General features: G+C 67.0%; 21 protein-coding genes and 1 pseudogene. 10 read left to right on the top strand and 12 right to left on the bottom strand.

From position 1 onward, the window contains the following. The first annotated feature begins 1 nt into the window (after position 1). Positions 2–631: a hypothetical protein gene (locus tag BLS74_RS14225; protein WP_093107227.1), complete on the top strand. Its 630-nt coding sequence runs from the start codon at positions 2–4 to the stop codon at positions 629–631. Here the strand turns inward: BLS74_RS14225 and BLS74_RS14230 are convergent. Beyond that, positions 628–1,404, bottom strand: coding sequence for an NAD(P)H-dependent oxidoreductase (locus BLS74_RS14230; protein WP_093107229.1), 777 nt, complete (start codon positions 1,402–1,404; stop codon positions 628–630). The two genes, BLS74_RS14225 and BLS74_RS14230, sit on opposite strands and share 4 nt — an antisense overlap. 67 nt (positions 1,405–1,471) lie before the next feature. Between BLS74_RS14230 and BLS74_RS14235 the strand changes: the two genes are divergently transcribed. Together BLS74_RS14235 and BLS74_RS14240 are read left to right on the top strand one after the other, a co-directional pair. Then, entirely contained in the window at positions 1,472–2,374 is a 903-nt protein-coding gene (locus BLS74_RS14235) for a LysR family transcriptional regulator (protein WP_093107231.1), read from the top strand. A gap of 93 nt (positions 2,375–2,467) precedes the next feature. Beyond that, complete coding sequence (locus BLS74_RS14240; protein WP_093107233.1) at positions 2,468–5,842, top strand: adenylate/guanylate cyclase domain-containing protein; 3,375 nt, start codon at positions 2,468–2,470, stop codon at positions 5,840–5,842. 16 nt (positions 5,843–5,858) lie between these two features. Here the strand turns inward: BLS74_RS14240 and BLS74_RS14245 are convergent, their stop codons facing one another. Next, complete coding sequence (locus tag BLS74_RS14245) at positions 5,859–6,560, bottom strand: DUF899 family protein (RefSeq protein ID WP_093107235.1); 702 nt, start codon at positions 6,558–6,560, stop codon at positions 5,859–5,861. Between the two features lie 148 nt (positions 6,561–6,708). Here BLS74_RS14245 and BLS74_RS14250 point away from each other — a divergent pair, with 148 nt between their 5' ends. Beyond that, positions 6,709–7,842: a lipocalin family protein gene (locus BLS74_RS14250; protein WP_170855600.1), complete on the top strand. Its 1,134-nt coding sequence runs from the start codon at positions 6,709–6,711 to the stop codon at positions 7,840–7,842. A 30-nt stretch (positions 7,843–7,872) separates the two neighbouring features. Here BLS74_RS14250 and BLS74_RS14255 read toward each other — a convergent pair whose 3' ends face one another. The 4 genes from BLS74_RS14255 to ugpC all read right to left on the bottom strand — a co-directional run bounded on the left by BLS74_RS14255 (position 7,873) and on the right by ugpC (position 12,129). Continuing rightward, positions 7,873–8,751 carry a carbohydrate ABC transporter permease gene (locus tag BLS74_RS14255; RefSeq protein ID WP_093107239.1) on the bottom strand — a complete coding sequence of 293 codons (879 nt, stop codon included), beginning with the start codon at positions 8,749–8,751 and terminating at the stop codon, positions 7,873–7,875. Continuing rightward, positions 8,748–9,602: a carbohydrate ABC transporter permease gene (locus BLS74_RS14260; RefSeq protein WP_093107241.1), complete on the bottom strand. Its 855-nt coding sequence runs from the start codon at positions 9,600–9,602 to the stop codon at positions 8,748–8,750. The genes BLS74_RS14255 and BLS74_RS14260 overlap by 4 nt, the downstream gene beginning before the upstream one ends. Positions 9,603–9,681: 79 nt before the next feature. Next, positions 9,682–11,010 carry an ABC transporter substrate-binding protein gene (locus BLS74_RS14265; RefSeq protein ID WP_093107243.1) on the bottom strand — a complete coding sequence of 443 codons (1,329 nt, stop codon included), beginning with the start codon at positions 11,008–11,010 and terminating at the stop codon, positions 9,682–9,684. A 45-nt stretch (positions 11,011–11,055) separates the two neighbouring features. Further along, a complete protein-coding gene (ugpC, locus tag BLS74_RS14270) occupies positions 11,056–12,129 on the bottom strand; it encodes an ABC transporter ATP-binding protein (RefSeq protein ID WP_093107245.1) in 1,074 nt (357 codons plus the stop codon). A gap of 151 nt (positions 12,130–12,280) precedes the next feature. On the opposite strand from ugpC, the gene BLS74_RS14275 reads away from it, so the two are divergent. Genes BLS74_RS14275 through BLS74_RS14285 form a run of 3 tightly spaced genes read left to right on the top strand, consistent with a single transcriptional unit; the run spans position 12,281 to position 15,887 of the window. After that, entirely contained in the window at positions 12,281–13,060 is a 780-nt protein-coding gene (locus BLS74_RS14275) for a FadR/GntR family transcriptional regulator (protein WP_244503872.1), read from the top strand. Then, positions 13,057–14,073 (top strand): D-erythronate dehydrogenase, encoded by a 1,017-nt coding sequence (gene denD, locus BLS74_RS14280; RefSeq protein ID WP_093107247.1) that lies wholly within the window; start codon positions 13,057–13,059, stop codon positions 14,071–14,073. Before BLS74_RS14275 ends, denD begins: the two co-directional genes overlap by 4 nt. Next, complete coding sequence (locus BLS74_RS14285; RefSeq protein WP_093107249.1) at positions 14,073–15,887, top strand: IlvD/Edd family dehydratase; 1,815 nt, start codon at positions 14,073–14,075, stop codon at positions 15,885–15,887. The genes denD and BLS74_RS14285 overlap by 1 nt, the downstream gene beginning before the upstream one ends. A 13-nt stretch (positions 15,888–15,900) precedes the next feature. Here BLS74_RS14285 and BLS74_RS14290 read toward each other — a convergent pair whose 3' ends face one another. Then, on the bottom strand, positions 15,901–16,725 hold the full coding sequence (locus BLS74_RS14290; RefSeq protein ID WP_093107251.1) for a YihY family inner membrane protein: 825 nt from the start codon (positions 16,723–16,725) through the stop codon (positions 15,901–15,903). A gap of 179 nt (positions 16,726–16,904) precedes the next feature. Between BLS74_RS14290 and BLS74_RS14295 the strand changes: the two are divergent. After that, positions 16,905–17,300, top strand: a pseudogene (locus BLS74_RS14295) (amidohydrolase family protein); the annotation flags it as partial. On the opposite strand, the gene BLS74_RS14300 reads toward BLS74_RS14295, so the two are convergent. From BLS74_RS14300 to BLS74_RS14320, 5 genes are read right to left on the bottom strand one after another with little or no spacing between them, the layout of a single operon-like run. Then, a complete protein-coding gene (locus tag BLS74_RS14300; protein ID WP_093107253.1) occupies positions 17,297–18,112 on the bottom strand; it encodes an ABC transporter substrate-binding protein in 816 nt (271 codons plus the stop codon). The pseudogene BLS74_RS14295 and the gene BLS74_RS14300 sit on opposite strands and share 4 nt — an antisense overlap. Continuing rightward, positions 18,112–18,987 (bottom strand): metal-dependent hydrolase, encoded by an 876-nt coding sequence (locus BLS74_RS14305; protein WP_093107255.1) that lies wholly within the window; start codon positions 18,985–18,987, stop codon positions 18,112–18,114. Before BLS74_RS14305 ends, BLS74_RS14300 begins: the two co-directional genes overlap by 1 nt. A 54-nt stretch (positions 18,988–19,041) precedes the next feature. After that, on the bottom strand, positions 19,042–20,412 hold the full coding sequence (locus BLS74_RS14310) for an MmgE/PrpD family protein (protein WP_093107257.1): 1,371 nt from the start codon (positions 20,410–20,412) through the stop codon (positions 19,042–19,044). A 49-nt stretch (positions 20,413–20,461) separates the two neighbouring features. Beyond that, positions 20,462–21,433 carry a Bug family tripartite tricarboxylate transporter substrate binding protein gene (locus tag BLS74_RS14315; protein WP_093107259.1) on the bottom strand — a complete coding sequence of 324 codons (972 nt, stop codon included), beginning with the start codon at positions 21,431–21,433 and terminating at the stop codon, positions 20,462–20,464. Positions 21,434–21,475: 42 nt separating this feature from the next. Next, the gene (locus BLS74_RS14320) at positions 21,476–22,168 is read right to left on the bottom strand and encodes a GntR family transcriptional regulator (RefSeq protein WP_093107374.1); all 693 of its coding nucleotides are present in this window, start codon (positions 22,166–22,168) and stop codon (positions 21,476–21,478) included. A 133-nt stretch (positions 22,169–22,301) separates the two neighbouring features. On the opposite strand from BLS74_RS14320, the gene BLS74_RS14325 reads away from it, so the two are divergent. Together BLS74_RS14325 and BLS74_RS14330 are read left to right on the top strand one after the other, a co-directional pair. Then, positions 22,302–23,492 carry a CaiB/BaiF CoA transferase family protein gene (locus BLS74_RS14325; protein ID WP_093107261.1) on the top strand — a complete coding sequence of 397 codons (1,191 nt, stop codon included), beginning with the start codon at positions 22,302–22,304 and terminating at the stop codon, positions 23,490–23,492. After that, complete coding sequence (locus BLS74_RS14330) at positions 23,492–24,301, top strand: enoyl-CoA hydratase (RefSeq protein WP_093107263.1); 810 nt, start codon at positions 23,492–23,494, stop codon at positions 24,299–24,301. Before BLS74_RS14325 ends, BLS74_RS14330 begins: the two co-directional genes overlap by 1 nt. The last annotated feature ends 25 nt before the right edge of the window (positions 24,302–24,326 follow it).

Here is a 24,326-nt window from a genome sequence, read left to right on the forward strand (position 1 = left end):
CATGGCAAGCCTTTGGCCATGGCTGGCGGTCGCAGGGGTCGGCGCCCTTCACGGGCTGAACCCTGCCACCGGCTGGATGTGGGCCGCCGCCTGGGGCCTGCGTTCGCGCGATCGGGCGCAGGTGCTGCGGGCCTTGATGCCCATCGCCGTTGGGCATGCCGTGTCGGTTGCGATCGTGGCCTGCGCCTTTGCACAGGGCATGTCGATGGACCGCACGCTGGTCCAGGGCCTGGCCGGCGCACTGCTCGTCGGCGCGGCGGCCTACCGTTGGCTGCGCGGCGCCGGGCAGCGCACGCCCATCAGCACGCAGGCCGGCCACGCCGGCATCGCGCTCTGGTCCTTCCTGATGACCACCGCGCACGGGGCCGGGCTGATGCTGGTGCCGGCGCTCGTGCCGCTGTGCCTTGGCGACAATCCGGCGCGCGAGATCACCGCGTCGGGCTCGCTGGTCCTGGCACTGACGGCCGTCGGCGTGCACACGGCTGCGATGCTGGTCACGACCGGCGTCATCGCCACCGGCGTGTGCCGCGGCGTCGCCATGCACCCTCGCCTGCTGAGCGGCACGGCGCCGCGCCAGGCCTGGACCGCGGCCCTGGCCCTCACCGGCGTGCTGTTGATGGCGCTTCGCTAGCAAGCAGATTCGACATGCGCCGGCAGTCCGCTCTGGCCGACGGCGACATGGCTTGCCAGCACATGGCCGTCCGGATAGTCTCCGCCGTTCTGCCGCCGGAAGGGAATGGGTGCGTCCTCGAAGAGGCCCGCTAGACGCGAACGCCAGGCTTCCTTCGTCGCGCTCAGCGCTTCCCCTCTCATGCGCCCGGCGCCATAGGCCGCAAAGGTCGGCAGCACGTCGAAGCCAGGGAAGTAGAGCGAGCCGTGCGTGATGGGAAAGAGCAGCTGCTCGAGCGGCCCGTTGATGCCTCGCGGCGAATAGTCCTTCGCCGGCCCACCGGCCGCGACGCACAGCATGGCCCGCTTGCCCTTGAAGGCGCCATCGCCGTAGCGATATGTGTTGCCGGCGTTCTTGTAGCCATACGCGAGGCCGTAGGCCCACACCCTGTCCAGCCAGCCCTTCATGATGGCCGGCATGCCGTACCACCAAAGCGGAAACTGAAAGATGACTGCGTCCGCGGCAAGCACTTTCTGCTGCTCCGCGGCGATGTCGGCGGCCTGGCGTCCGTTGGCATAGGAATGCCCGGACTCGTCCACGAAGGACAGCCGCTGCGAATCGGCACGGGCGGGGAAGTCGTGTTCGTCGAACACGGCTTTCCAGCGCATGCCGTACAGGTCCGACTGCAGCACTGCATGCCCTTGCTGCCGAAGCGTCTGCCGGGAGACCTCGACCAGCTGCCGGGTCAGCGATGTGGGCTCGGGGTGGGCATGGACGATCAAGACTTTCTTCATGCACGCAAGTCTCGGTCGCTCGCAGCCATCCGTGAAATCGCAAAATTGTTTGGCTACCATCCATCCAATGGATAGCAAACGCCTCGACCTCAATCTGCTGGTCACGCTGGAGGCCTTGCTGGTGGAGCAGAACGTGACGAAGGCGGCCGCCCGCCTGCACCTGAGCCAACCAGCGGTCAGTGCCCAGTTGAGCCGTCTGCGGGATGTCTTCGATGACCCGCTGCTCATTCCCGCACAGCGAGGGATGACGCCGACCGCCAAGGCGGTCGACCTGCTCGACCCGCTGCGCCAGGCCCTCGATCAGCTTCGTGCCACGGTCGCCGCCCACAGCAACTTCAACCCTGCCAAGGCCAGGCTGACCGTCGCCATCGCCTGCACGGACTACCTGCACGCCGCGCTGGTCAAGCCGCTCGTCGTGCAACTCAGGACGAAGGCGCCCGGGGTGCGTGTGGCGCAGCGCAATCTGGACATCCCCGAGTTGGAAGCACAGATGGCGCGCGGCGATGTCGACCTGGCGCTCATGACGCCGCAAGCCGCGCCGCCCAGTCTTCGCACCCGGCATCTGTTCGACGAGCGCTATGTGCTCATCGGCCGGCGAAAGCACCCGCGGCTGCGGGCCGGGATCACTGTCGAGGAATTTGCCCGGCTGGAGCATGTCGTCGTGTCCCTTTACGGAGGCGGCTTCGTTACGCCGGTGGACGACGCCCTGGCTGCCTTCGGACTCAAGCGCAACGTGGTGCTGTCGGCGGCTTCGTTCCTGGTCGTCCCAGATATCGTGTCCCAGTCGGACTTCGTGGCCCTGGTCCCGGAACGGCTGGTACGCGACCGTGCCGACCAGCTGAAGTTGATCGACTGTCCGTTCCCGGTGGAAGGCTTCGCGGTGGGGATGGTGTGGCACGAGCGCAGCCACGGGCACAGCGGCCAACGCTGGATCCGGGAGACCGTCGCCTCTCTGATCGGTCAATCCTGAGCGTGCATCCCGCCTTCTGGCGAGCGCTGGAATCTCGCATAAACAGAAACCAAAGGCGTATCCTCGCAAGTTCGCTCCAGAGGGTGGCGAACAATGCAAACAATTGTCCAGTGGCTTGCTGAGATCGGCATGGAGCGCTATGCGCCGATGTTCGAGGCGCAGCGCATTGAACTGGACGTCATCGCCGGCCTCACCGACGCAGACCTCAAGGAAATCGGCATCGCGGCGCTGGGCGATCGCAAGCGGATCCTGTTGGTGATCGCGCAGGGTATCCAAGAGGTCCCCACGAGCCACATCACGCAGGCTGCGGCTAGCCTGCCTGCGACAGCGCAAGTCGCCGAGCGGCGGCAACTGACGGTGATGTTCTGCGACCTGGTCGGTTCGACCCAATTGGCCGGCCTGCTCGATCCCGAGGATCTGCGGGCCGTCATCGGCGACTACCATGCCGCGGTGACGGCGGCGGTGGCTGCACACAACGGCTACGTCGCACAGTTGCTCGGCGACGGGGTGCTCGTGTATTTCGGCTACCCGCACGCCAACGAGGACGATGCAGCGCGCGCGATCCATGCAGCACTGGACGCGATCGCTGCAGTCGGCCGACTCGCAGCGGGTGGCCAGCACGCCTTGCACACCCGCATCGGCATCGCGACGGGCCTCGTCGTCGTCGGCCAGATCGGATCCGGCACGCCGGCGGCCGAGTTGAGCGCCAGCGGCGAAACGCCGAGCCTGGCGGCCAGGCTGCAGAGCCAGGCAGCGCCTGACTGCATCGTCATCGCAGATCGGACCCGGCGGCTCATCGGTGAAGAGTTCGAACTCGACTCGCTGGGTCTGCTGGAGCTCAAGGGCTTCGAAGCGCCGGTGCATGCGTGGCAAGTGCTGCGCGAGCGCCGGACCGCAAGCCGTTTCGAAGCCATTCACACACAACAACTGTCCCAGTTGATCGGACGCGACAGCGAACTGGCGCTGCTGCTCGAGCGGTGGAACACCGCGTGCGAGGGCGAGGGCCAGATCGTGCTGCTCTCCGGCGAGCCGGGGATCGGCAAGTCGCGGATCACCCAGGCCCTGCGGGAACGCACAGCCGCCGGAGCCCGCGAGACGATGGTGCTGCAATGCTCGCCCTCTCACAGCAACAGCGCCCTCTATCCGCTGGTGCGCGGTCTGGAAAACGCGGCGAACCTGACGCCGGCCGATCCACCGGCCCAGCGCGCCGCGAGCTTCGAACGGTATCTGAGCGACCATGGGGTATCGCTCGTGCCCGATGCGCTGGGTTGCCTGCTCAGGCTGATGATGCTGCCGGATGGAGGCCGGCCGGCCCCGGCCGGCCAGACGCCGCAGCAACAGAAAAGCGCGACCTTGCAGGCGGCGATCGACGTCATCGACGGTGTTTCCCGTCGGGCGCCGCTGCTCGTGCTGGTCGAGGACGCGCACTGGATCGATCCGACGACCGAGGAATGGATCGGCCTGGCCGTCGACGGCCTGCGCGACGCGCGCGTCCTGATGCTGTTGACCTGCCGTCCGCAATACGTGCCGTCCTGGGGCAACCCTTCGACCTGGTTGACGATGAACCGGCTGAGTCACCGGCAGTCGGCGGCGCTGATCGAAACCGTCACCGCCGGCAAGTCGCTGCCTGTGGAGTTGATCGACGAGATCATCCGCAAGACCGACGGCGTACCGCTGTTCGTCGAGGAGCTGACCAAGACCGTGCTGGCCTCCGCGCTCGTCGAGGACACACCGGCGGGCTACCGGCTGCACGGTCCTCTGCAGACGCTGGCGATTCCGTCGACGCTGCAGGATTCATTGATGGCGCGGCTTGACCGGCTGGCTCCCGCCAAGGAGATCGCACAGGTCGCAGCAGCCATCGGACGCGATTTCAGCCATGCGCTGCTCGCGCAGGTGCTGCAGATGCCGGCCGCGCAGCTCGACCAGGCGCTGGATGAGCTGCTTCGTGCCGAGCTGGTGTTTCGCCGCGGTACGCCTGCGGACGCGGGCTATGCGTTCAAGCATGCGCTGATCCGGGACACGGCCTACAACAGCATGGTCAGGAGCCAGCGCGCGCTGCGGCATGCGCAGATCGCGGACGCACTGGAGCGCAGCGAGCCGCAGACCGTCGCTGCGCATCCCGAACTGCTGGCTCAGCATCATCAGGAAGCCGGCCACGGCAGCGAAGCCATCCGGTACTGGACGGCGGCCGGCGACCTGGCGCAGCGCCGATACGCCAGCCGCGAAGCAGCGAGCCACTACAACGCCGCCATCGCACTCGTGTCCCGCTTGCCTGCCGGGCCGGCGCGCAGCGAGCTCGAGCTGGCTCTCCAGCTGAAACTCGGCAATGCGCTGACGGTCTCGGAGGGCTACGCCTCCAGCGCCACGTACCAGAGCTACGCGAGGGCGCGCGAACTGGCGCGAGAACTCGGACGGGTCGAGGACTACGTGAGCGCGTGGGTCGGCTCGGCGCCGACGATGAACTCGGTCAGCAACAGCGAAATCATCGAAAGCATCCGCGAGATCGAACCGGCGCAGCTGGCGTCGCTGCAAGCGCGGTTGCGCGTCAGCGTATCGATCGTTCTCGGTAGCGCCCGCTATCTGCGCGGCGAGATCGGCGAGGCGTGGGCGCACCTGGAAGAGGCCAAGGCGCTCGACGACAGCGTGCAGCTCACGCATGAACACCCCATCGCGGGGGCGGATCCGGCGGTCATGATTCGCGCCATCAGCATGAGAGTGCGCGGGATGCAGGGCTATCTGGAGCAGGCCGAAGCGCTCGCGGCGCAAGCGTTGCAGATCGCCGAAGCCAGAGGTCATCCCCCGACGATCGCAATGGCCAGGCAAACCTGGATCAGGGTCCTGCTGGCTAAAGGCGAGCCGGCGCAGGCAGCTTCGGAAGCGAAGCAGATGCTGGAGCTGTCCGAACGTTTCGGCATCCAGACGCGGGTTGCCAACGCCTTGATTTTCCTCGGACGGACCAGCGTTGCGCTGGGCGATGTCGAGGCCGGGATCCTTCTCCTCAGGAAGGGCTATGACCTCTGGAGGTCCGCCGGCGGAAAGCAACAAGGCTCGCAGTACGGGGCGCAGGCGGCAGACGTGCTGTTGCGGGCCGGGCGAAGCGACGAAGCACGGCGATTCATCGCCCAGGCGCAGGCTGCCCAGGGCGAGACTGACGAGCGCTTCTACGAGACCGAACTGCTGCGGCTTTGCGGCCGGTTTCTGGAGATCGACGGCGACGACACCGGCGCCGAAGCGCACTACCAGAACGCCATCGCCATCGCCGAGGAGCGCGGCGCCAAGCTCTTTTCATTGCGCGCGGCCCGCGACCTGGCGGGGTTCTGGCAGCGTCAGGGGAAAAGCACCGAGGCGCGGCAGATGCTGCAGCCGCTCTACGGCTGGTTCACCGAAGGGTTCGGGTTCAGCGATCTTCGCGAAACTAAGGCGCTGCTCGACTCGCTGCAGAAAGGGCAGACGAAGCTCGACCGTTGAGGCAGTGGTTCGCCCCTCAGTACTTGAGCTTCGGATACCAGTCGGTCCCGCGTCCGTCCGGAGTCAAGTCCAGCATGGACCAGAGCGAGGCGATGTCGGGGGCGTCGCGCGGGTCCTGGCCGGGGTCGGCCATCTCGCTGGTCATCTCACTCGCCCAGAACAGCCGGACCTTGCTGCCGTCGCGCCTGAACACGTTCAGCGCCGGGTACTCGCTCCCGTCGGGCATCAGGATGCCGAGGTCGTTGGCGTAGTCGTCGCCGATGGTCTGCACGAAATTCAGGTCACGCCAGCCGCGCTCCTGCGCGAAGGCGTATTGCCGCTCCACGGACGAGCGCCCCAGGATCTTGAGCGCAACCCGCTGCTTGATGTCGGCGGCATTGCCGTTCACCGCGCCCAGCCAGTTGGTGCACATCGGACACGGCCGTTCACGCTGCGGCCCGTACATCCAGAAGTAGGTGACGAGCGTGTCCTTGTCGCCGAACAGATCGATGAGCCCGACCTCGAAGGCCTGCTCGTCCTTGAAGCGGTAGTCCTTCTCGATCACCGGCCCAGGCGGCAGCGCGCGGCGCTGCTCGCCCAATCGAGTCATGTGGCGACGAAACTCGATCTCTTCCGCCAGCAGCGCTTGGCGCGCGGCGTCGTATTCGGCCGTCGCGCCCGGGAACGGCGTCTTCGCCTTCTTCGCGAGTTCTGCGGCGGGGGTGAGCGGATCTTTCATGTCTTGCTCCTGTGTTCGGTGCCGGCCGAGGCGCGGCGCTCCACAGTGCATGGTGCGCGTTCGACGAGCGGTAGACAAGGCTGCTTGCGCCGCTGCAAAGAAGAGCGGTGCTAGGCTGCGGCCCTATCCCTCATCCCCGGTAGGACAGATGAAAGCCGACGACCACGCCAGGAAATACCGCAGACGCTCCGGCAACAAGGGCTTGAGACCTTACGTTTTGGTTGCCGTCTTCGCGGTCATCGGCGCATGCCTTCTCTATGCATGGACGCCCGAGCCGCTGCCGGCCTCCGCGGCGTCTGCCGGATCGATCGACTCGGGCAGGAAGCCGATTGAACGAACGGCCGCACTTCCGCCCCTGAACCTGCCGGCCGACGACGCGCCTCATGGGTCCGGCATGGAATGGTGGTACTACAACGGAATCCTCGACGCGAAGACAGGCCATCGCTATGCATTTCACGTTGTTGTCTTCGTAGCCAACGGGCTGGTCAAGCACACGGTCATGCACGCGGCGTTGACCGACCTCCAGACCGGGCAGCGCTATTCCAGCCAAACGCGTACCGGCGGCGTTCCTGCGAAGAGCGCCGCAAACGGCCTGGACTTCAGGCAGGACGGCTGGCAAGTCGCTGCTGCGGGCCCATCTCATGCAGTGCACGCTTCTCTTGAAGGAGGTGCTTCGATTGCGCTCGACCTGAGCGATTCGCACCAGCCTGTCCCCCATCGAGCTGCAGGGTCGGAAACCCCGGGTCTGCTTGATTTCGGCATGAGCGGGATCAGTTACTACTATTCGCGTCCCCGCATTTCCGCCCAAGGCGAAGTCTCCATCGGAGGGAAGCCGGTCCAGGTCAGCGGCGACGTGTGGTTCGACCATCAATGGGGCGATTTCGATGTGTTGAGCCTCGGATGGAACTGGTTTGCGTTGCATCTGGCGGATGGTTCCGACGTGATGCTCTATGCGCTTTTCGACACGACTGGCCGGCAAGTCATGACAGCCGGCACGGTCTCGAATGCACGCGGGTCTCATCCATTGAAGCCGGACGAGATCGAGCTGGTGCCCGTCAACAGATGGACGAGTCCGAGCACGAAGATCAGCTACCCCGTCGATTGGCGCATCAGGCTCCCCTCCGGCGAGTTGAGCATCAAGCCCTTCTTTGCCGACAGCGAATTCGATTCGCAGAAAACGACTGCGAACATTTATTGGGAAGGGCCCGTCCGGGTGACGGGAAGTTCCACGGGCGAGGGTTTTCTGGAGCTGAGCGGATACGACCGCTTGAAGATTCGATGACCTGAAGCGCCCACGCGTTGAGCAGGCCTCTCACTCCTTCACCGACCCCGTCAACCCCGACACGTAGTACTCGACGAAGAAGGAGTAGATGAAGGCCACCGGCAGCGACCCCAGCAGCGCGCCTGCCATCAGCGGCCCCCACTGGTACACGTCGCCCTGCACGAGCTCGGTCACCACGCCCACCGGCACGGTCTTGATCTCCGACGACGAGACGAAGGTGAGCGCGTAGATGAACTCGTTCCACGAGAGCGTGAAGGCGAAGATGCCTGCCGAGATCAGGCCGGGCACGGCGAGCGGCAGCACGATCTTCACCAGGATCTGCCAGCGGCTCGCGCCGTCGATCAGCGCGCACTCCTCCAGCTCGAAGGGGATGGAGCGGAAGTAGCCCATCAGCAGCCAGGTGCAGAAGGGGATGAGGAAGGTCGGGTAGGTCAGGATCAGCGCCAGGCGCGTGTCGAAGAGACCGAGGCCGAACACCACGTTCGCGAGCGGAATGAACAGGATCGACGGCGGTACCAGGTAGGCGAGGAAGATCGCGAGTCCCACCTGCCGCGAGCCGTTGAAGCGCAGCCGCTCGATCGCATAGGCCGCGAACACCGAGCAGGCGAGCGAGCAGAAGGTCGACACCACCGACACCAGCAGCGTGTTCCAGATCCACTGCGGGTACGAGGTCTCGAACAGCAGCTTGTGGAAATGCGCCAGCGTCGGCGCCACCACCCAGAACGGGTTGCCCTCGCGCGTCAGCAGCTCGGCATCGGGCTTCACCGAGGTGATCGCCATCCAGTAGAACGGGAACAGCAGCACGATCAAAAAGACCACGAGCGGCAGGTACACGGTCACCACCTTGCGCGGCAGCGATTCGAGATAGCTCATGCCGACCATGTCGGTCGTTGCGGCCTTCGCGTTCATTTGTCCGATCCCCCTTGCTGCCACTTGCGGCGCTGCAAGCCGAAGTAGCTGAACAAAACGCAGGCCAGCAAGAACGGCACCATCGCGATCGCAATGGCTGCACCCTCGCCCAGCGCCCCGCCCGAGATCGCGCGCTGGAAGGACAGCGTGGCCATCAGGTGCGTCGCGTTCAACGGACCTCCGCGCGTGATCACGTAAATGAGCTGGAAGTCGGTGAAGGTGAAGAGCACCGAGAAGGTCATCACCACCGCGATGATCGGCGTCAAGAGCGGCAGCGTAACGTGCCGGAACTGCTGCCAGGGCGAGGCGCCGTCGATGGCCGAGGCCTCGTAGTACGAGGGCGAGATGGTCTGCAGCCCCGCCAGCAGCGTGATGGCGACGAAGGGGATGCCGCGCCACACGTTGGCCGCGATCACGGACCAGCGCGCATTCCAGGGATCGCCGAGGAAATCGATGTAGGCGTCGATCAGCCCCATCTTCATCAGCGCCCAGCTGACGATCGAGAACTGCGAGTCGTAGATCCACCAGAAGGCGATGGCCGATAGGGCCGTCGGCACGATGTAGGGCAGCAGGATGACGGCGCGGAAGAAGGTCTTGAAGCGGATGTTCTTGTTGAGCAGGAGGGCCAGCCACAGCCCCAGCACGAACTTGAACACGCTGGCCACCACCGTGTAGAGCAGCGTGTTGAAGAGCGCCAGCCGCGTGACCGCGTCGTCCCAGAGAAACTCGTAGTTCTCCAGCCCGATCCACTGGCCTCCGCGGCCGACCTTGGTGTCGGTGAAGCCGAGCCAGATGCCCAGGCCGAGCGGATAGGTGAGAAACAGCAGCAGCAGCCCCGCCGCCGGCAGCATGAAGAGCAGGCCGAGGAAGTTGCGGCTGTCGGCCAGCCGCGCCGTCCACGGACGCGCCGCAGGCGCGTCCGTGGCAGGCTCAGACCTTGTAATAGCGTTCGGCACGCTTTTGCGCCCGTTCGGCGGCTTCCTTCGGCGACTTGGAGCCGCTGGCCGCCTCGGCCACCATGTTCGTCACGATGAAGTCCGCTCCCGCGCCGGCCGACGCATAACCCAGCGTGCCGGCATACCCGGTCGGCCGCATGTTCTTCGTGCAGTCGCGGTACGGCGTGTGCTTCGGGTCGACGGTCCAGACGGCGCTCTTCTCGTAGGCTGCGAGCGGCTGCGAGATGTAGCCGCCTGCGGCCTGCAGCCACGGGTCGAACTGCTCCTGTTCCATCATGAAGCGCAGGTACTCCTTGGCCGCCTGCGGGTACTTCGTGTACTTCATGACCATCTGATTGAAGAACAGGTGCGACTCGGTCGGCACGCCCGCCGGCCCGATCGGGTAGGGCGCGTGGTTGATGTCCTGCGCCATCTCCTTGAGCTTGTCGTCCTTGGAGTTCTTCGTCGCGTAGTAGATCGAGATGCCGTTATTGGTCAGGCTGATCTGGCCGTCGAGGAAGGCCTTGTTGTTGTTCGGGTCCAGCCACGACAGCGTGCCGGGCGCGAAGGTGGCGTACATCTCCTTGGCGTACTCGAGCGCCTTGATGGTCTCCGGGCTGTCGATGACGACCTTGTTGCTCTTGTCGACGAGCTTGCCACCGTGCGACCAGATCAGCCAGTTGGTCCACAGCCCGTCGCCGGTGGCGTTGCCGAGCGCGAAGCCGGCGGGCGTGCCTTTCGCCTTCATCGCCTTGAGCAGCTCGAGGAAGCTGTTCGTGTCCTTCGGGAAGGTGTCGAAGCCGGCCGCCTTCACGTGGCTCTGGCGGTACACCAGCATCGCGCCGGCGGTGCCGAGCGGCACGCCGATCCACTTCTTTCCGTCGGGCCGCAGGTAGGCCTCGCACCCCTGGTACCAGCCGCCGTACTTGCGGCCAAGGTAGGTGCACAGGTCGGTGACGTCGAGCAGTTTCTCCGGGTAGAGGTTCGCGTCGTCGTTGGTCGACAGGATGATGTCGGGCCCCGCGCCGGTGTTGGCCGCCACCGCCGCTTTGGGTCGCACGTCCTCCCAGGTCTCGTTGTCGACGCGCACCTGGACGCCCGTGGCCTCGGTGAACTTCTTCACGTTGGCCATGTAGGCATCGATGTCGCCCTGCACGAAACGGCTCCAGCGCAGCACGCGCAGCGTGGCGCCCTTCTCGGGCTTGAAAGTCATCGACTGCGCATGCGCGGCGGTGGAGAAGAGCGCGGTGCCGGTGCCGAGCGTGGCCGCGGCGGCGACGCCGGCCGAGCCTTCCAGAAACTTGCGGCGGTTGAACTCATTCATTCGTGTTGTCTCCTGTGCGTTGTGAACGGACTGCCGATGGAAACCTCAGGACACCAGCCGTTCGCCGGTGCCTGCGTCGAAAAGATGCGCGCGCTGAAGATCGGGCTGCAGGTGGATCGTGGTGCCGGGCGCGAAGTCGTGGCGCTCGCGGAACACCGCGGAGAGTTCGGCGCCCTCGTGGCGGCACGAGACGAAGGTGTCCATGCCGGTCGGTTCCATCACCGCCACGCGCGCGGGGATGCCGCTGCCGTCGGCGAGCGTCAGGTGCTCGGGCCGGGTGCCGTAGACCACCGACTGGCCGTCGACGCCGCCGGCGTGCACGGGCGCATCGAGCTGCGTGCCGTCCTGCAGTTCCACGCGCGCCGTGCCGGCGCTGCGCCTGAGCGTGCCCGGCAGGAAGTTCATGGCCGGCGAGCCGATGAAGCCGGCGACGAACTGGTTGGCGGGGTTGTCGTAGAGGTCGAGCGGGCTGCCGGTCTGCTCGATGCGGCCGTCGCGCATGACCACGATCTTGTCGCCCATGGTCATGGCCTCGATCTGGTCGTGCGTGACGTAGATCGAGGTTGTCTTCAAACGCTGGTGCAGCTCCTTGATCTCGCCGCGCATCGCCACGCGCAGCTTGGCGTCGAGGTTGGACAGCGGCTCGTCGAACAGGAACACCTGCGGGTCGCGCACGATCGCGCGGCCCATCGCCACGCGCTGGCGCTGCCCGCCCGAGAGCTGGCGCGGAAAGCGGTCGAGCAGAGGAATGAGACCGAGAATCTCGGCAGCGCGCTTGACCTTCGATTCGATCGTCGCCTTGTCCAGCTTGGCGAGCGCCAGCGCGAAGGCCATGTTGTCGCGCACCGTCATGTGCGGATAGAGCGCGTAGTTCTGGAACACCATCGCGATGTCGCGTTCCTTCGGCGGCAGGTCGTTGACGCGCCGCTCGCCGATGCGGATCTCGCCGCCGTTGATCTCCTCCAGCCCGGCGATCATGCGCAGCAGCGTCGACTTGCCGCAGCCCGAAGGCCCCACCAGCACGGTGAAGGAACCGTCCTGGATGTCGATGTCCACGCCATGCAGGATGGGGACATTGCCGAAGCTCTTCTTGACTGCCTGGATCGTGACACTGGCCATGCACTGGAATCCTGAAGTTGCGCGAAGCTCGCGGGCGACGCGGGACCCCTGCATCGCAGACGCGGAGTATCGGCACTGGGTTGCCGGGTCGCTATCAGGGCAAACCGGTACGCGTTAACCCCTCGATGATTTGTATGATGACCTGATCACCGTGCTCCATTCCGCCACGCCCGCGCAGGCGCCCGCCCCCTCCGAACCCCTGCGGTCGGCAGCCGACCGGCTGTCCGACCGCCTGGCGCTGCGCCTCGGTGCCCTCATCGAATCCGGCGAGCTGGCGCCCGGCGACCGCCTGCCCACCGAGCAGCAGCTGGCGGCGACGCACGGCGTCTCGCGAACGGTGGTGCGCGAGGCGTTGCACCAGCTCAAGTCCAGGTCGCTGGTGGTGTCGCGCCAGGGCTCGGGCGTCTTCGTGGCGCCCACGCCGCAGAACCAGCCGCTGGCCTTCGACCCGGCCGTGCTGGGCTCCGTGCAGGCCGTGGTGCACGTGGTCGAAGTGCGGCGAGTGCTCGAAGGCGCGATCGCGGCCCTGGCGGCCGAGCGCGCCACCCGTGCCCACATCGCGGCGCTGCGCCGCGCGCTCAAGGCCATCGACGCCGCGGTGGCCGAGGGGCGCGACGGGGTGGCCGAGGACCTGGCCTTCCACCGCATCATCGGCGAGTCCACGGGCAACCCGCAGTTCCGCCTCCTGCTCGGCTTTCTCGAGCAGTACCTGCGCGAAGGCATGCGCATCACGCGCGGCAACGAAGCGCGCCGCAAGGATTTCATGGAGGCGGTGCAGCAGGAGCACCACGCCATCGTCGAGGCGATCGCCTCGCGCGACCCGGAAGCGGCACGCCACCACGCCACCCGGCACCTGATCCTCGGCGAAGAACGGCTCGTAGAGGGCGGCATCATTCCCAGCCGCAAACGAAGATTGAAGGAGAAGAAATGAAACTGCTGATCACCGGAGGCGGCGGCTTCGTCGGCGCGCGCCTCGCCCGCACCCTGCTCGCGCGCGGCACGCTCGCCGGCGAGCGCATCGACCGCATGGTCCTCACCGACATTGCGCCGCCGCCGGCCGACCTGCTGGCGGATGCGCGCGTCGAGGCGCGCACCGGTCCGCTGCTGGCGCAGACCGACGCATTGCGCACCGAAGCCTTCGACGGCGTGTTCCACCTGGCCTCCGCCGTCTCCGGCGAATGCGAGCTCGACTTCGATCTCGGCCTGCGTTCCAACCTGGACAGCACGCGCGCGCTGCTCGATGCGCTGCGCGCCAACGTCAATGCCGGCGGCAAGGTCACGCGCGTGGTGTTCTCGAGCTCGGTCGCGGTCTTCGGGCCGGATCCGGCCGTGCCGCTGCCGAAACTGGTCGCCGACGACACGCTGCCCGCGCCGCAAACTTCCTACGGCACGCAGAAGCTGATCTGCGAACACCTGATCGCCGACTACACGCGCAAGGGCTACATCGATGGCCGCGCCGCACGGCTGATGACCGTGACGGTGCGGCCCGGCAAGCCCAACGCCGCGGCCTCGTCCTTCTTCAGCGGCATCATCCGCGAGCCGCTGGCCGGCGTGGAAGCGATCTGCCCGGTCTCGCCCGAGGTCTCGCACCCGATGTCTTCGCCGACACGCACGGTGGACGGCCTGATCGCCGTCTACGAAGCCAGCCGCGAGGCCTTCTGCGGCCGCACCGCGCTCAACCTGCCGGCCCTCAACGTGCGCGTGAGCGAGATGCTCGACGCGCTCGAGCAGGTCGCCGGCCCGGCGGTGCGGGCGCGCGTGCGCTTCGAGCGCGACGAGCGCATCGCCGGCATCGTGGCCAACTGGCCCGGCGGCGCAACGGCCGCGCGCGCCGCGCGGCTCGGCCTGCTGCCGCACGAGAGCTTCGCGGACATCATCCGGCAGTACATCGACGATTGCCGCGCGCTTCCGAACGCCAACGAAACCCTGAAGGGAATGTCCTGATGAAACCGAAGAACAACAACAAGAAGCCGAAGCAGGCCCTCAAGCTGCGCTCCCAGGCCTGGTTCGACAACCCGGCCAATGCCGACATGACGGCGCTCTACCTCGAGCGCACGATGAACTTCGGCCTCGGCTTCGACGAGCTGCAGTCGGGGCGGCCGATCATCGGCATCGCGCAGACCGGTTCGGACATCGCGCCCTGCAACCGCCACCACCTGGTGCTGGCCGAGCGCGTGCGCGAAGGCATCCGCGATGCCGGCGGCATCGCCTTCGAGTTCCCGATCCATCCGATCCAGGAAACCTGCAAGCGCCCGACGGCGGCGCTCGACCGCAACCTGCAGTACCTGTCGCTGGTCGAGGTGCTCTACGGCTACCCGCTCGACGGCGTGGTGCTGACCACCGGCTGCGACAAGACCACGCCGGCGCAGATCATGGCCGCCGCCACGGTGGACATCCCCGCCATCGCGCTCAATTCGGGGCCGATGCTCAACGGCTGGTACGAGGGCGAGCGCACCGGCTCGGGCACCATCGTCTGGAAGGCGCGCGAGCTGATGGCCGCGGGCAAGATCGGCTACCAGGAGTTCCTGAAGCTCGTGGCCTCCTCGGCGCCGTCGACCGGCCACTGCAACACCATGGGCACGGCGTCGACCATGAACTCGCTGGCCGAGGTGCTGGGCATGACGCTGCCGGGCGGCGCTGCGATCCCGGCGCCCTACCGCGACCGCCAGGAGATGGCGTACATGACGGGCAGGCGCATCGTCGAGATGGTGCGCGAGGACCTGAAGCCTTCGGACATCCTCACGCGCGCCGCCTTCGAGAACGCGATCGTCGTCAACTCTGCGCTCGGCGGCTCGACCAATGCGCCGGTCCACCTGAACGCCATCGCGCGCCACATCGGCGTCGAGCTGACGACGGCCGACTGGGAGAAGCACGGCTACAAGATTCCGCTGATCGTGAACCTGCAGCCCGCCGGCGAGTACCTCGGCGAGGAGTACTACCGCGCCGGCGGCGTGCCCGCGGTGGTCGCCGAGCTGATCGCCCAGGGCAAGATCCAGCCCGCCCTCACCGCCAACGGCAAGACGCTGGTCGAGAACTGCGAAGGCAAATTCACGAGCGACCGCAAGGTGATCTTTCCGTACGCCAAGCCGATGAAGAAGAACGCCGGCTTCCTCAACCTCAAGGGCAACCTGTTCGACTCCGCGATCATGAAGACCAGCGTGATCACGCCGGAGTTCCATGCGCGCTACCTCGAGAACCCGAAGGACCCGATGGCCTTCGAAGGCACGGCGATCGTCTTCGACGGGCCGGAGGACTACCACCGCCGCATCGACGACCCGAAGATGAAGCTCGATGCGAACAGCATCCTCTGCATGCGCGGCGTGGGGCCGGTCGGCTATCCCGGCGCGGCCGAGGTGGTCAACATGCGCGCGCCCGACTACCTGCTCAAGAAAGGCATCACCGCGCTGCCCTGCATCGGCGACGGCCGGCAGTCGGGCACCTCGGGTTCGCCGTCGATCCTCAATGCCTCGCCGGAGGCCGCGACGGGCGGTGGGCTCGCACTGCTCAAGACCGGCGACCGCGTCCGCATCGATCTCAAGAAGCGCACCGCGAACATGCTGGTCTCGGACGAAGAGCTTGCCAAACGTCGCGCGAAGCTCGAAGCCGCCGGCGGCTATCCGTATCCGCCGAGCCAGACGCCGTGGCAGGAGATCCAGCGCGCCGTCGTCGACGAGCTCTCCGAAGGCATGGTGCTGAAGCCCGCGGTCAAGTACCAGAAGATCCACGCGACCTTCGGCATTCCGCGCGACAACCACTAGCGCCTGTCAGCGTCTAGGCACGCGAAGCCTTGCTTGCCTGTCGCGGCGCTCCGTGCGCCAAGTTGGCGGCAATGAGTGCCGCGGTCAGTGTCACGAGCCACGAAAAATACACCCATAGCAAGAAGACGGGAAAGACCGCGAAGGCTCCGTAGACGGCCTTGTAGGTGGGAATCTTGAGAAGGTAGGTCGCGAAGCCGCGCTTGCCCAACTCGAGAGCGATGCCGGCGATCAAGCCACCCGCGATCGCATCACGCCGCCGAACCTTGGTGTTCGGGACGAAGTAGAACAGGCTCGTCACGACCACCATGCAGAGCGCCAACGGGCCCAGGTTCAGTACGAACCTGACCGAGGGTGGCAGGGTTCCGATCAAACCCATCGACGCACCCAGCACATGCGACGTCGCCCACAGACTCACCCCCAGGGCCGGTGGCCCCACGGCCAGCATCAACAAATACAGGCCCACTCGCTTATAGAACGGACGATTTCTTTTCACGTTCCAGATCTGGTTGAAGGCGTTTTCTACGGTGAGCATCAGCGCAATCGCCGCCACCAGCAGAAACAATGAGCCGACCAAGGTGAGGCCACTCGCATTGGCGGCGAACTGATGGAGGTACTTCAGCACCGTGCGTGAGATGTCTGCCGGAAGCAGGCTCTTCAACAAGTGCTCTTCGAGCGCATCCTCGAAGCGCTTGAACATCGGGAACCGCGTGAACAGCGCGAGGCTCACCGCGAGAAACGGCGCGATGGACAGGACTGTCGTGAAAGTCAGGCTGCCGGCGACCTGGGCCAGGCGTTCTTTCCTGGCGCGGCGGATCGTGAGTCGGGTCAGGCTGAGCATGCGTCATTGATGTTTGGGTGTCGGCTGAGATTCTCGCCTGGAGGAGGTGCCGGAGGAGATGGCACGTGGCCGCGAGACGTCTTGAAAAAGGAGCATGTCCCGCACGCGCCGCGAGGCACCGTCGTAGAAGCCCTGCGTCGGCTGCTCCTGCGCGGCTGGATTGGAAAAAGTGCCGAATCCCGACCACGCTGGTCGCCGCGGGCGCGGCGCGCGAGCGCGGGCTCTCGACCGTGATGGGCGGGCCCAACGTCGTTCGCGGCGGCTCGCATTCGGGCAACGTGGCGGCGGCCGAGCTGGCGCGCCACGGCCTGCTCGACATCCTCTCCTCCGACTACGTGCCGAGCAGCCTGCTCGGTGCCGTGATGCGGCTGGTGGAGGACGAGATCCTCACGCTGCCGCAGGCGCTGGCCACGGTCACGCGCGCACCGGCCAAGGCCACCAGCCTGCACGACCGCGGCGCGATCGAGCCCGGCCTGCGTGCCGACCTAGTGCAGGTGCGCATGGCCGAGCTGGCAGATGGCTCGCGGCATGCGGTGATGCGCGGCGTGTGGCGCGAAGGGCGCCGCGTGCTTTAGGTGCGATTCGCCGCGCTGCTTCGCGGCGCCACGGCGGCACCTTCGATGCCATGCCGCCTCAGCGCGTCCGCAACGAAGCCGGAGGCCTTCATCTCCTCGATGAAGCCGCTGAGCCAGGCCTGGGCGGCGGTCCGGCCCTTCGGCACCCCCATGGCCTGCTCGATGACCATGAAACGCCCGGGCAGCAGGCGCACGCCGCCCACGCGCTTGGCGTCCGCTTCCAGCTGCTGCTTCACGCCCGCGGCCACTTCGAGGTTCTGCGCCAGGAACATGTTGGTGACCTCGGGCGAGGTCGGTGCGCGCACCAGCGTGGCGGCCTTCAGCGCGCGCGTGAGGAACAGGTCGTAGGCGCTGCCGTGGCCCACCACGACGCGGGTGCCCGTGCGGTCGACCTCCGCGTTGCCTTGCAGCGGCGAGCCGTTGCGCACCAGGTAGGCGCCTTCGATGATCACGTAGGGCGCGGTGTATTCCATGTCCGCTGCGCGCACCGGGTCGATCGCCACGAAGGCCAGGTCGACCTGTTGCGCCTTCACGGCTTCCACGACGTTGCCGGCGGAGTTGAACTGCACCAGCTCGACGGCCAGCCCGAGACGGCGTGCCGCCTCGCGCGCAAGGTCCACCGACACGCCGCGCGGCTCGCCGCCCGGGCCGCGGCTGGCCAGGATCGGGTTGCCGAAATTGATGGCGGCGCGCAGCTTGCCGGTGGCGCCGAGCTGCGCGATGGCGCCCGCCGGCGGGTTGGACCGGGTGCCGGCGCAGCCGGCCAGCACCAGCGCGCTCGCGGCACAGAAGCAGCGGCGCGTGGCGGCCATCAGAAGTCGACCTTCTGGCCCGGCTCCGGCACCAGCACGCGGGTGGCGGACGCGGCGCCGAGCGCGGAAGAGAACTCGGCGGGCGTGCCGCGAAGCAAAGGGGACGTGCCGTAGTGCATGGGGATGGCGTACTTCGGCTTGATCATGTCGCGCACCGCCGTGGCGGCGTCCTGCGGGCCCATGGTGAAGTGGCCGCCGATCGGGATCAGCACGAGGTCGGGCTTGTAGGTCTCGCCGATCAGCCGCATGTCGCCGAACAGGCCGGTATCGCCCATGTGCCAGATCTTGAAGCCGTTCTCCAGTTCGATGATGTAGCCCACCGGCTCGCCGCCGTAGTGCGTCTCGTCCTTGTCCGTGGCGGGGTTCTTCCACGCCAGCTCGGAGGCATGCTCGGCGTGGACCGCCGTGATCTTCGGGCCTGTGGCGCCGAAGGGCGCGACGGTGCCGCCTTTGCCGAAGCGCTGCACCAGCGCCGCGGGCAGGATGCCGAGGGTGATGATGCTCTGGCCCATGCCGCCCGCGTTGTAGACGGGTGCGTTGTGCAACCTGGCCAGCGCGGGGGCGTCGGCGAAATGGTCGGCGTGGGCATGCGTCACGAGGATCAGGTCGACCTTGCCCAGCGCGTTCAACTGCTTGTACTGGGGCGGTGTCTTCGGGTTGGTGATGAGCCAGGGGTCGATCACGATGACCTTGCCGCCGGGCGTGGTGATGCGCATGGTGGCCTGCCCGAGCCAGAGGACTTCCGCCTTGCCGGAGGCGATGCTGGCCGGTGCAGTGGGCTGCAGCGCCGGCGGCGCCTGCGTGGAGGTGCCCGCGCACCCGGCGAGTCCGGCTGCGAACGCGGTAGCCAGAAGAAGGGAAACGAATCTTTTCATGTGCTTCTCTCTCTTTCTTTGATGAATGAACTACCGGACCATGTCACGAGCAGCCTAGGGGCGCGCAAGGGCCGTGAGCGTGCGAACGTCTCCTGCCTCGCCCAGCGCCCAGCATCCGGCCAGCAGCGTCGAGCTGCGCTGCGCGCCGACGACCGCATCGGCCAGGCCGTGGAACTTGCGCGCCAGGTCCTCGTCGCTCATCGGCCGCTGCAGCGAGCCGATCGCGTGTTCGACGAACACGTGCTCGCGCCGGCCATCGGTGAGCACCGCGGTCACGTCGGCGCTCGCCTCGTCGATCTTGTCGTCCACCGTCGCGACCACCTTGCGGCGCAGCGCGACCACGTCGGGGCGCGTCACGATGGCGTCCGCGAACTCTTCCTCGGCCGCGCGCCCGAACAGCAAGCCGGCCGCACACCCGTGATAGACGCTGAACTTGCCCTGCAGGCCGTCGGCCGGCTCCTTCTTGCCGGTGAGCTCCAGCACCAGCGAGTGGACCTTGAGCTCGATGCGCTCGATCTGCTCCGGCGCGATGCCGCGCTCGCGCAGCTGCACGCAGGCGTCGATGCTCGGATGTATCACGATGCCGCAGGCAAAGGGCTTGTAGCTGTTGAAGGAGATCTCGAAGCGCTGGCCCAGTTCGTCCGTGACTTCATTCCATGCGCACTTGGTCGACACCACCTGCGCCCAGCCGCGCGGCGCCTCGATCGCCTTCGGGCTCGCGGTATAGCCGTGCTTGGCCATCAGCGCGGCCATCAGGCCGGCGCGCGCTGCGCCGCCGGGATGGAAGGGCTTGGTCATGGTGCCGAACTGCTCGCGCAGGCCGACCGGTTGCGAGGCGGCGATGCCGAGTGCCATGGCCGTCTTCTCCGCATCGAGGCCCAGCAGGCGCGCGCAGCCGGCCGCAGCGCCCAGCATGCCGGTGGTGCCGGTGATGTGCCAGCCGCGGTCGTAGTGCTCGGGGTAGACCGTGTTGCCCAGGCGGCAGGCGACGTCGATGCCGAGCACCAGCGCGTCGAGCACAGTGCGGCCGCTCGCGCCGGTGTGCTCGGCAAGCGCCAGCACCGCAGAAGCCACCGGGCCGGCCGGGTGAATGATGGTCTTCAGGTGCGTGTCGTCGAAATCGAAGGTGTGCGAGCTGATGCCGTTGAGCAACGCGGCGCTTGCGATGTCGACCTTCTCGGCGCGGCCGAGCACGGTGGCCTGGGCAGCGGGCTGCAGCATCTGCACCGCGGCCAGCGCGGCTTCGACGGCTTCGTGGCGCGCCGCGCCGACGGCGCAGCCGAACCAGTTGAGGAAGGTGCGGTGCGCCTCGTGGTCCACCGCGTCGCTCCAGCCGCGCGATGGATGGTTGGCCACGTACTCGGCGAGGATGCGCGTGACGGGCGGGGCGTTGTGGTCGGCGGCGACCTGGGTATTGCGGGCCATGGGTGAAATGTCTTGCGGAGTGGTTGAAAGAAAAAGGGGTAAGCGCGCGCTAGTTGTCGAGCTGGATGTTGCGATCGCGGGCGAGTTTGGTCCAGCGCGCGATGTCGGCGCGGATGTAGTCGCCGAACTGCTGGGCGCTCATGGGCATGGGTTCGACGGCCTCGACCGACAGCTTCTCCCGCAGGTCCGGCGCCTTCAGTACCGCGTTGAGCGATTCGTTGAGCTGGCGAACGATGTCGGCAGGCATGCCGGCCGGGCCGACCACGCCGTACCACTGCATGGCATCGAAGCCCTTGAGGCCGAGCTCCTCGAGCGTCGGCACGTCCGGCAGCGCCGGGTGGCGCGTTGTACCAGTGACGGCCAGCGGGCGCACGCGCTGCGACCGGATGTGCGGCATCGCCGCGGCCAGGCCCGGGAACATGGCTTGCGTCTGGCCGCCCACCAGGTCGGTGAAGGCCGGCGCGATGCCGCGGTAGGGCACGTGCAGCATGAACGCGCCGACCTGCTGCTTGAAGAGCTCCATGGTCAGGTGGGTGAGCGATCCCGCGCCGGCCGAGCCGTAGCTGATCTTGCTCGGATTGGCCTTCGCGTAGGCAACGAACTGCTTGAAATCCTTGGCCGGCACGTCGGCGTTGACCACCAGCACGTTGGGCGTGCCGCCAATCATGCCGATGGGCGTGAAGTCCTTGACCGCGTCGTAGGGCAGCTTGCGCGTGGCCGGGCTGGTGCCGTGGGTGGCGACGTAGCCCTGCATCAGGGTGTAGCCATCGGCCGGCGCGCGCGCGGTGTTCTGCGACGCGATCACGCCGCCGCCGCCGCCCTGGTTGTCCACCACGAAGGTCTGGTTCAGGGCCTTGCCCCAGCGCTCGGTCACGGTGCGGCCGACCATGTCGCTGCCGCCGCCCGCGGACACCGGCACGATGTAGCGGATGGGCTTGTTCGGGTAGGCCTGGGCATGCGCCAGCCGTGCCAGCCCTATCAAGGCCGGCGGGAGGGCGAGGACGAAGGTGCGTCGTTGCATGGTTTGTCTCCTTGAGCTGTCTGGGAAAGAGGGTTCGGCGGCTCAGCGCACCGCACCCTGAAGCCGGACGTAGGCATCGCCGACGTGGCGCGCCATGAGCTTTTCGCAGCGCGCGACATCGCCTTCCCGAAGCGCGCGGGCGATCGCCAAGTGCTCGGCGATCGATACGGTCATCCCGGTGTCCCGCGAAAGGTTCTTCAGCCGCGAGAGGTGCAGCTTCTGCACCACGCCGCGGTAGGTGTTGGCCAGCGCCTGGTTGCCCGCGGCCTCCACGATCGCCCAGTGGAAATGCAGGTTCTCGCGGTAGTAGCGCTGAACGTCCTGCGCGGCAGCGGCGGCATTCATGGCGGCGATGGAGGCATCGAGCGCATCGGCCAGCGCGATGCGCGGCAGGGCGTCGAGTCGCGCCGCGCGCCGCCCTGCAAAGCCATCGAGCAGCCCGCGCATCTCGTAGAGGTCGCGCACCTCGTCCGCGCTCGGCTCGCGCACGAAGACGCCGGCGTGCTTGCGTGCCACCACCAGGCCGGTGCTTTCGAGTTCGCGCAGGGCTTCGCGCACCGGCACGCGAGAAATGCCGAGCCGGCCGGCGACGTCGGGCTCGTTGATGCGCTGACCCGGTAGCAGTTCGCCCCGCAGGATCATGGCCAGCATGTCGTCGCGGGCCAGTTTGGCCAGCGGGATATCGCGCACGGTTGAGAGGCGGTCAGGGATCGGATCGGCGAGCCAGGGCAGCATGCAAAGTCCTTCGTAGGTCGGCATATCGTATACGAGTGCCTTTCAATATGTCCACTCTTTCAATAAAAGTGTTGACACTTTATCGATCAATGAAAACAATCCATCCCATTCAAGGCCATCAAATTCCCGCCGAATGCCACACCTGCCTGCTTCCTCCGCCCTGCAACGATTCCGCGTGATCGACCTGACGCAGGTTCGCGCCGGCCCCACCGCCTGCAGGCAGCTCGCCGACTGGGGCGCCGACGTCATCCAGGTGCAGATGCCCGAGCACATGCGCGGCGACGACACCCTGGGCGGGCAGGACGGTTCCGACTACCAGTACACGCACCGCAACAAGCGCTCGATCACGCTCAACCTCAAGGAAGAAGAAGGCGTCGCCACTTTGAAGCGCCTGATCGCCGGCGCAGACGTGGTGGTCGAGAATTTCCGGCCGGACGTCAAGTTCCGCCTCGGCATCGACTATGAGACGCTCGCGGCGGACAACCCGGGCCTGGTCTACGCCAGCATCTCCGGCTTTGGCCAGACCGGCCCGCTGGCGAAACGGCCGGGCTTCGACCAGATCGCGCAGGGCATGGGCGGACTGATGTCGGTGACCGGCCTGCCGGGCGACGGCCCGGTGCGCGTCGGCATCCCGATCGCCGACCTGTGCGCCGGGATCTTCGCGGCGCAAGGCATCCTGGTGGCCTTGCTCGAGCGCGAATCCTCCGGTCGCGGCCAGTGGCTTCACACCTCGCTGTTGGAGTCGATGGTCTACATGCTGGACTTCCAGACCTCGCGCTACCTGATCGACGGCGAAGTCGGCGTGCAGGCCGGCAACTTCCATCCGACCAGCATTCCGACGGGGGTCTACAAGGCACGCGACGGTTATCTCAACATCGCCGTGTTCGGCTCCAAGATCTGGGAGCGCTTCTGCAACATCCTCGGCGCGCCCGAATGGATCAGCGACGAGCGCTACCACGACAAGGCGGGGCGTTCGCTCAACCGCGATGCGCTCAACGCCGAGATCAACCGGCGCCTCGCCGCGCACGACCGCAGCCACTGGATCGAAGAGTTCAATGCCGGCGGCGTGGCCTGCGGCCTCATCAGCGACATGCGCGAAGTCTTTGCGGAGCCGCAGGTCCGGCACCTGGGCATGGTCAAGGAGGTGGTCTCGCCCCGGCTTGGGCCCCAGCGGCTGGTCGGCCAGCCGATGCAGCTGGAGCGCACGCCCAGCACCATTGCCCGCGCTGCCCCGCGGCGCGGAGAACACACGGAGGAAGTCCTGCTCGAACTCGGTATCGGCCGGGACGATCTCGCCCGCATGAAAGCGACCGGAGTCTATTGATGTCGAATCCCGTCTACGAATCCAGCACCGAACGCGTGCAGACCTGGCTCGACGCCAGCACGCTGCACATCCGCTTCAACAACCCGGCGCGGCACAACGCGCTCTCGGTCGACATGTGGGAAGCCGTGCCGCGGCTGCTTCGCATGGCACAGGACGACGACCGGGTGCGCCTAGTCGTCTTCTCCGGCGCGGGCGAGAAGGCCTTCGTCTCGGGCGCCGACATCTCGCAGTTCGAGGACATGCGCGCCGCGCGCGAGGCCGTGGCGCGCTACGAGGCGATGGCCGAAGAGGCGCTGATGAGCATCCACGACTTCGCCAAGCCGACGCTGGCCTGCATCCGCGGCTACTGCATCGGCGGCGGGGTGAACGTGGCGATCAGTTGCGACATCCGCATCGCGTCCGAGGACTCGGTGTTCTCGATTCCGGCCGCGCGGCTGGGCCTGGGCTACCGCTACTCCGCGATGAAGAACCTGGTCGATCTGATCGGCCCGGGCGCGGCCAAGGACCTGTTCTTCACCGCCCGGCGCATCGATGCCGCGGAGGCCAAGTCGCTCGGTCTCGTGACGCGCGTGAGCGCGCCGGCCGCGCTCGACAAGCTGCTGGCCGAGTACACCGGCGCCATCGCCGAGAACGCGCCGCTGACCGTGGCGGCGGGCAAGGCGATCACGCGCGAGATCCTCAAGCCCTCGCCGGCGCTGGACGAGGTTTTGTGCGCATCGCTGATCCGCGGCTGCTTCGAGAGCGCCGACTACACCGAAGGCCGCACCGCCTTCATGCAGAAGCGCAAGCCGGTCTTCACCGGCCGCTAGCCGCACACGAGAAGCCAAGGAGACA

The sequence above is a fragment of the Variovorax sp. CF079 genome (assembly GCF_900101545.1).
Taxonomy (GTDB): domain Bacteria; phylum Pseudomonadota; class Gammaproteobacteria; order Burkholderiales; family Burkholderiaceae_C; genus Variovorax.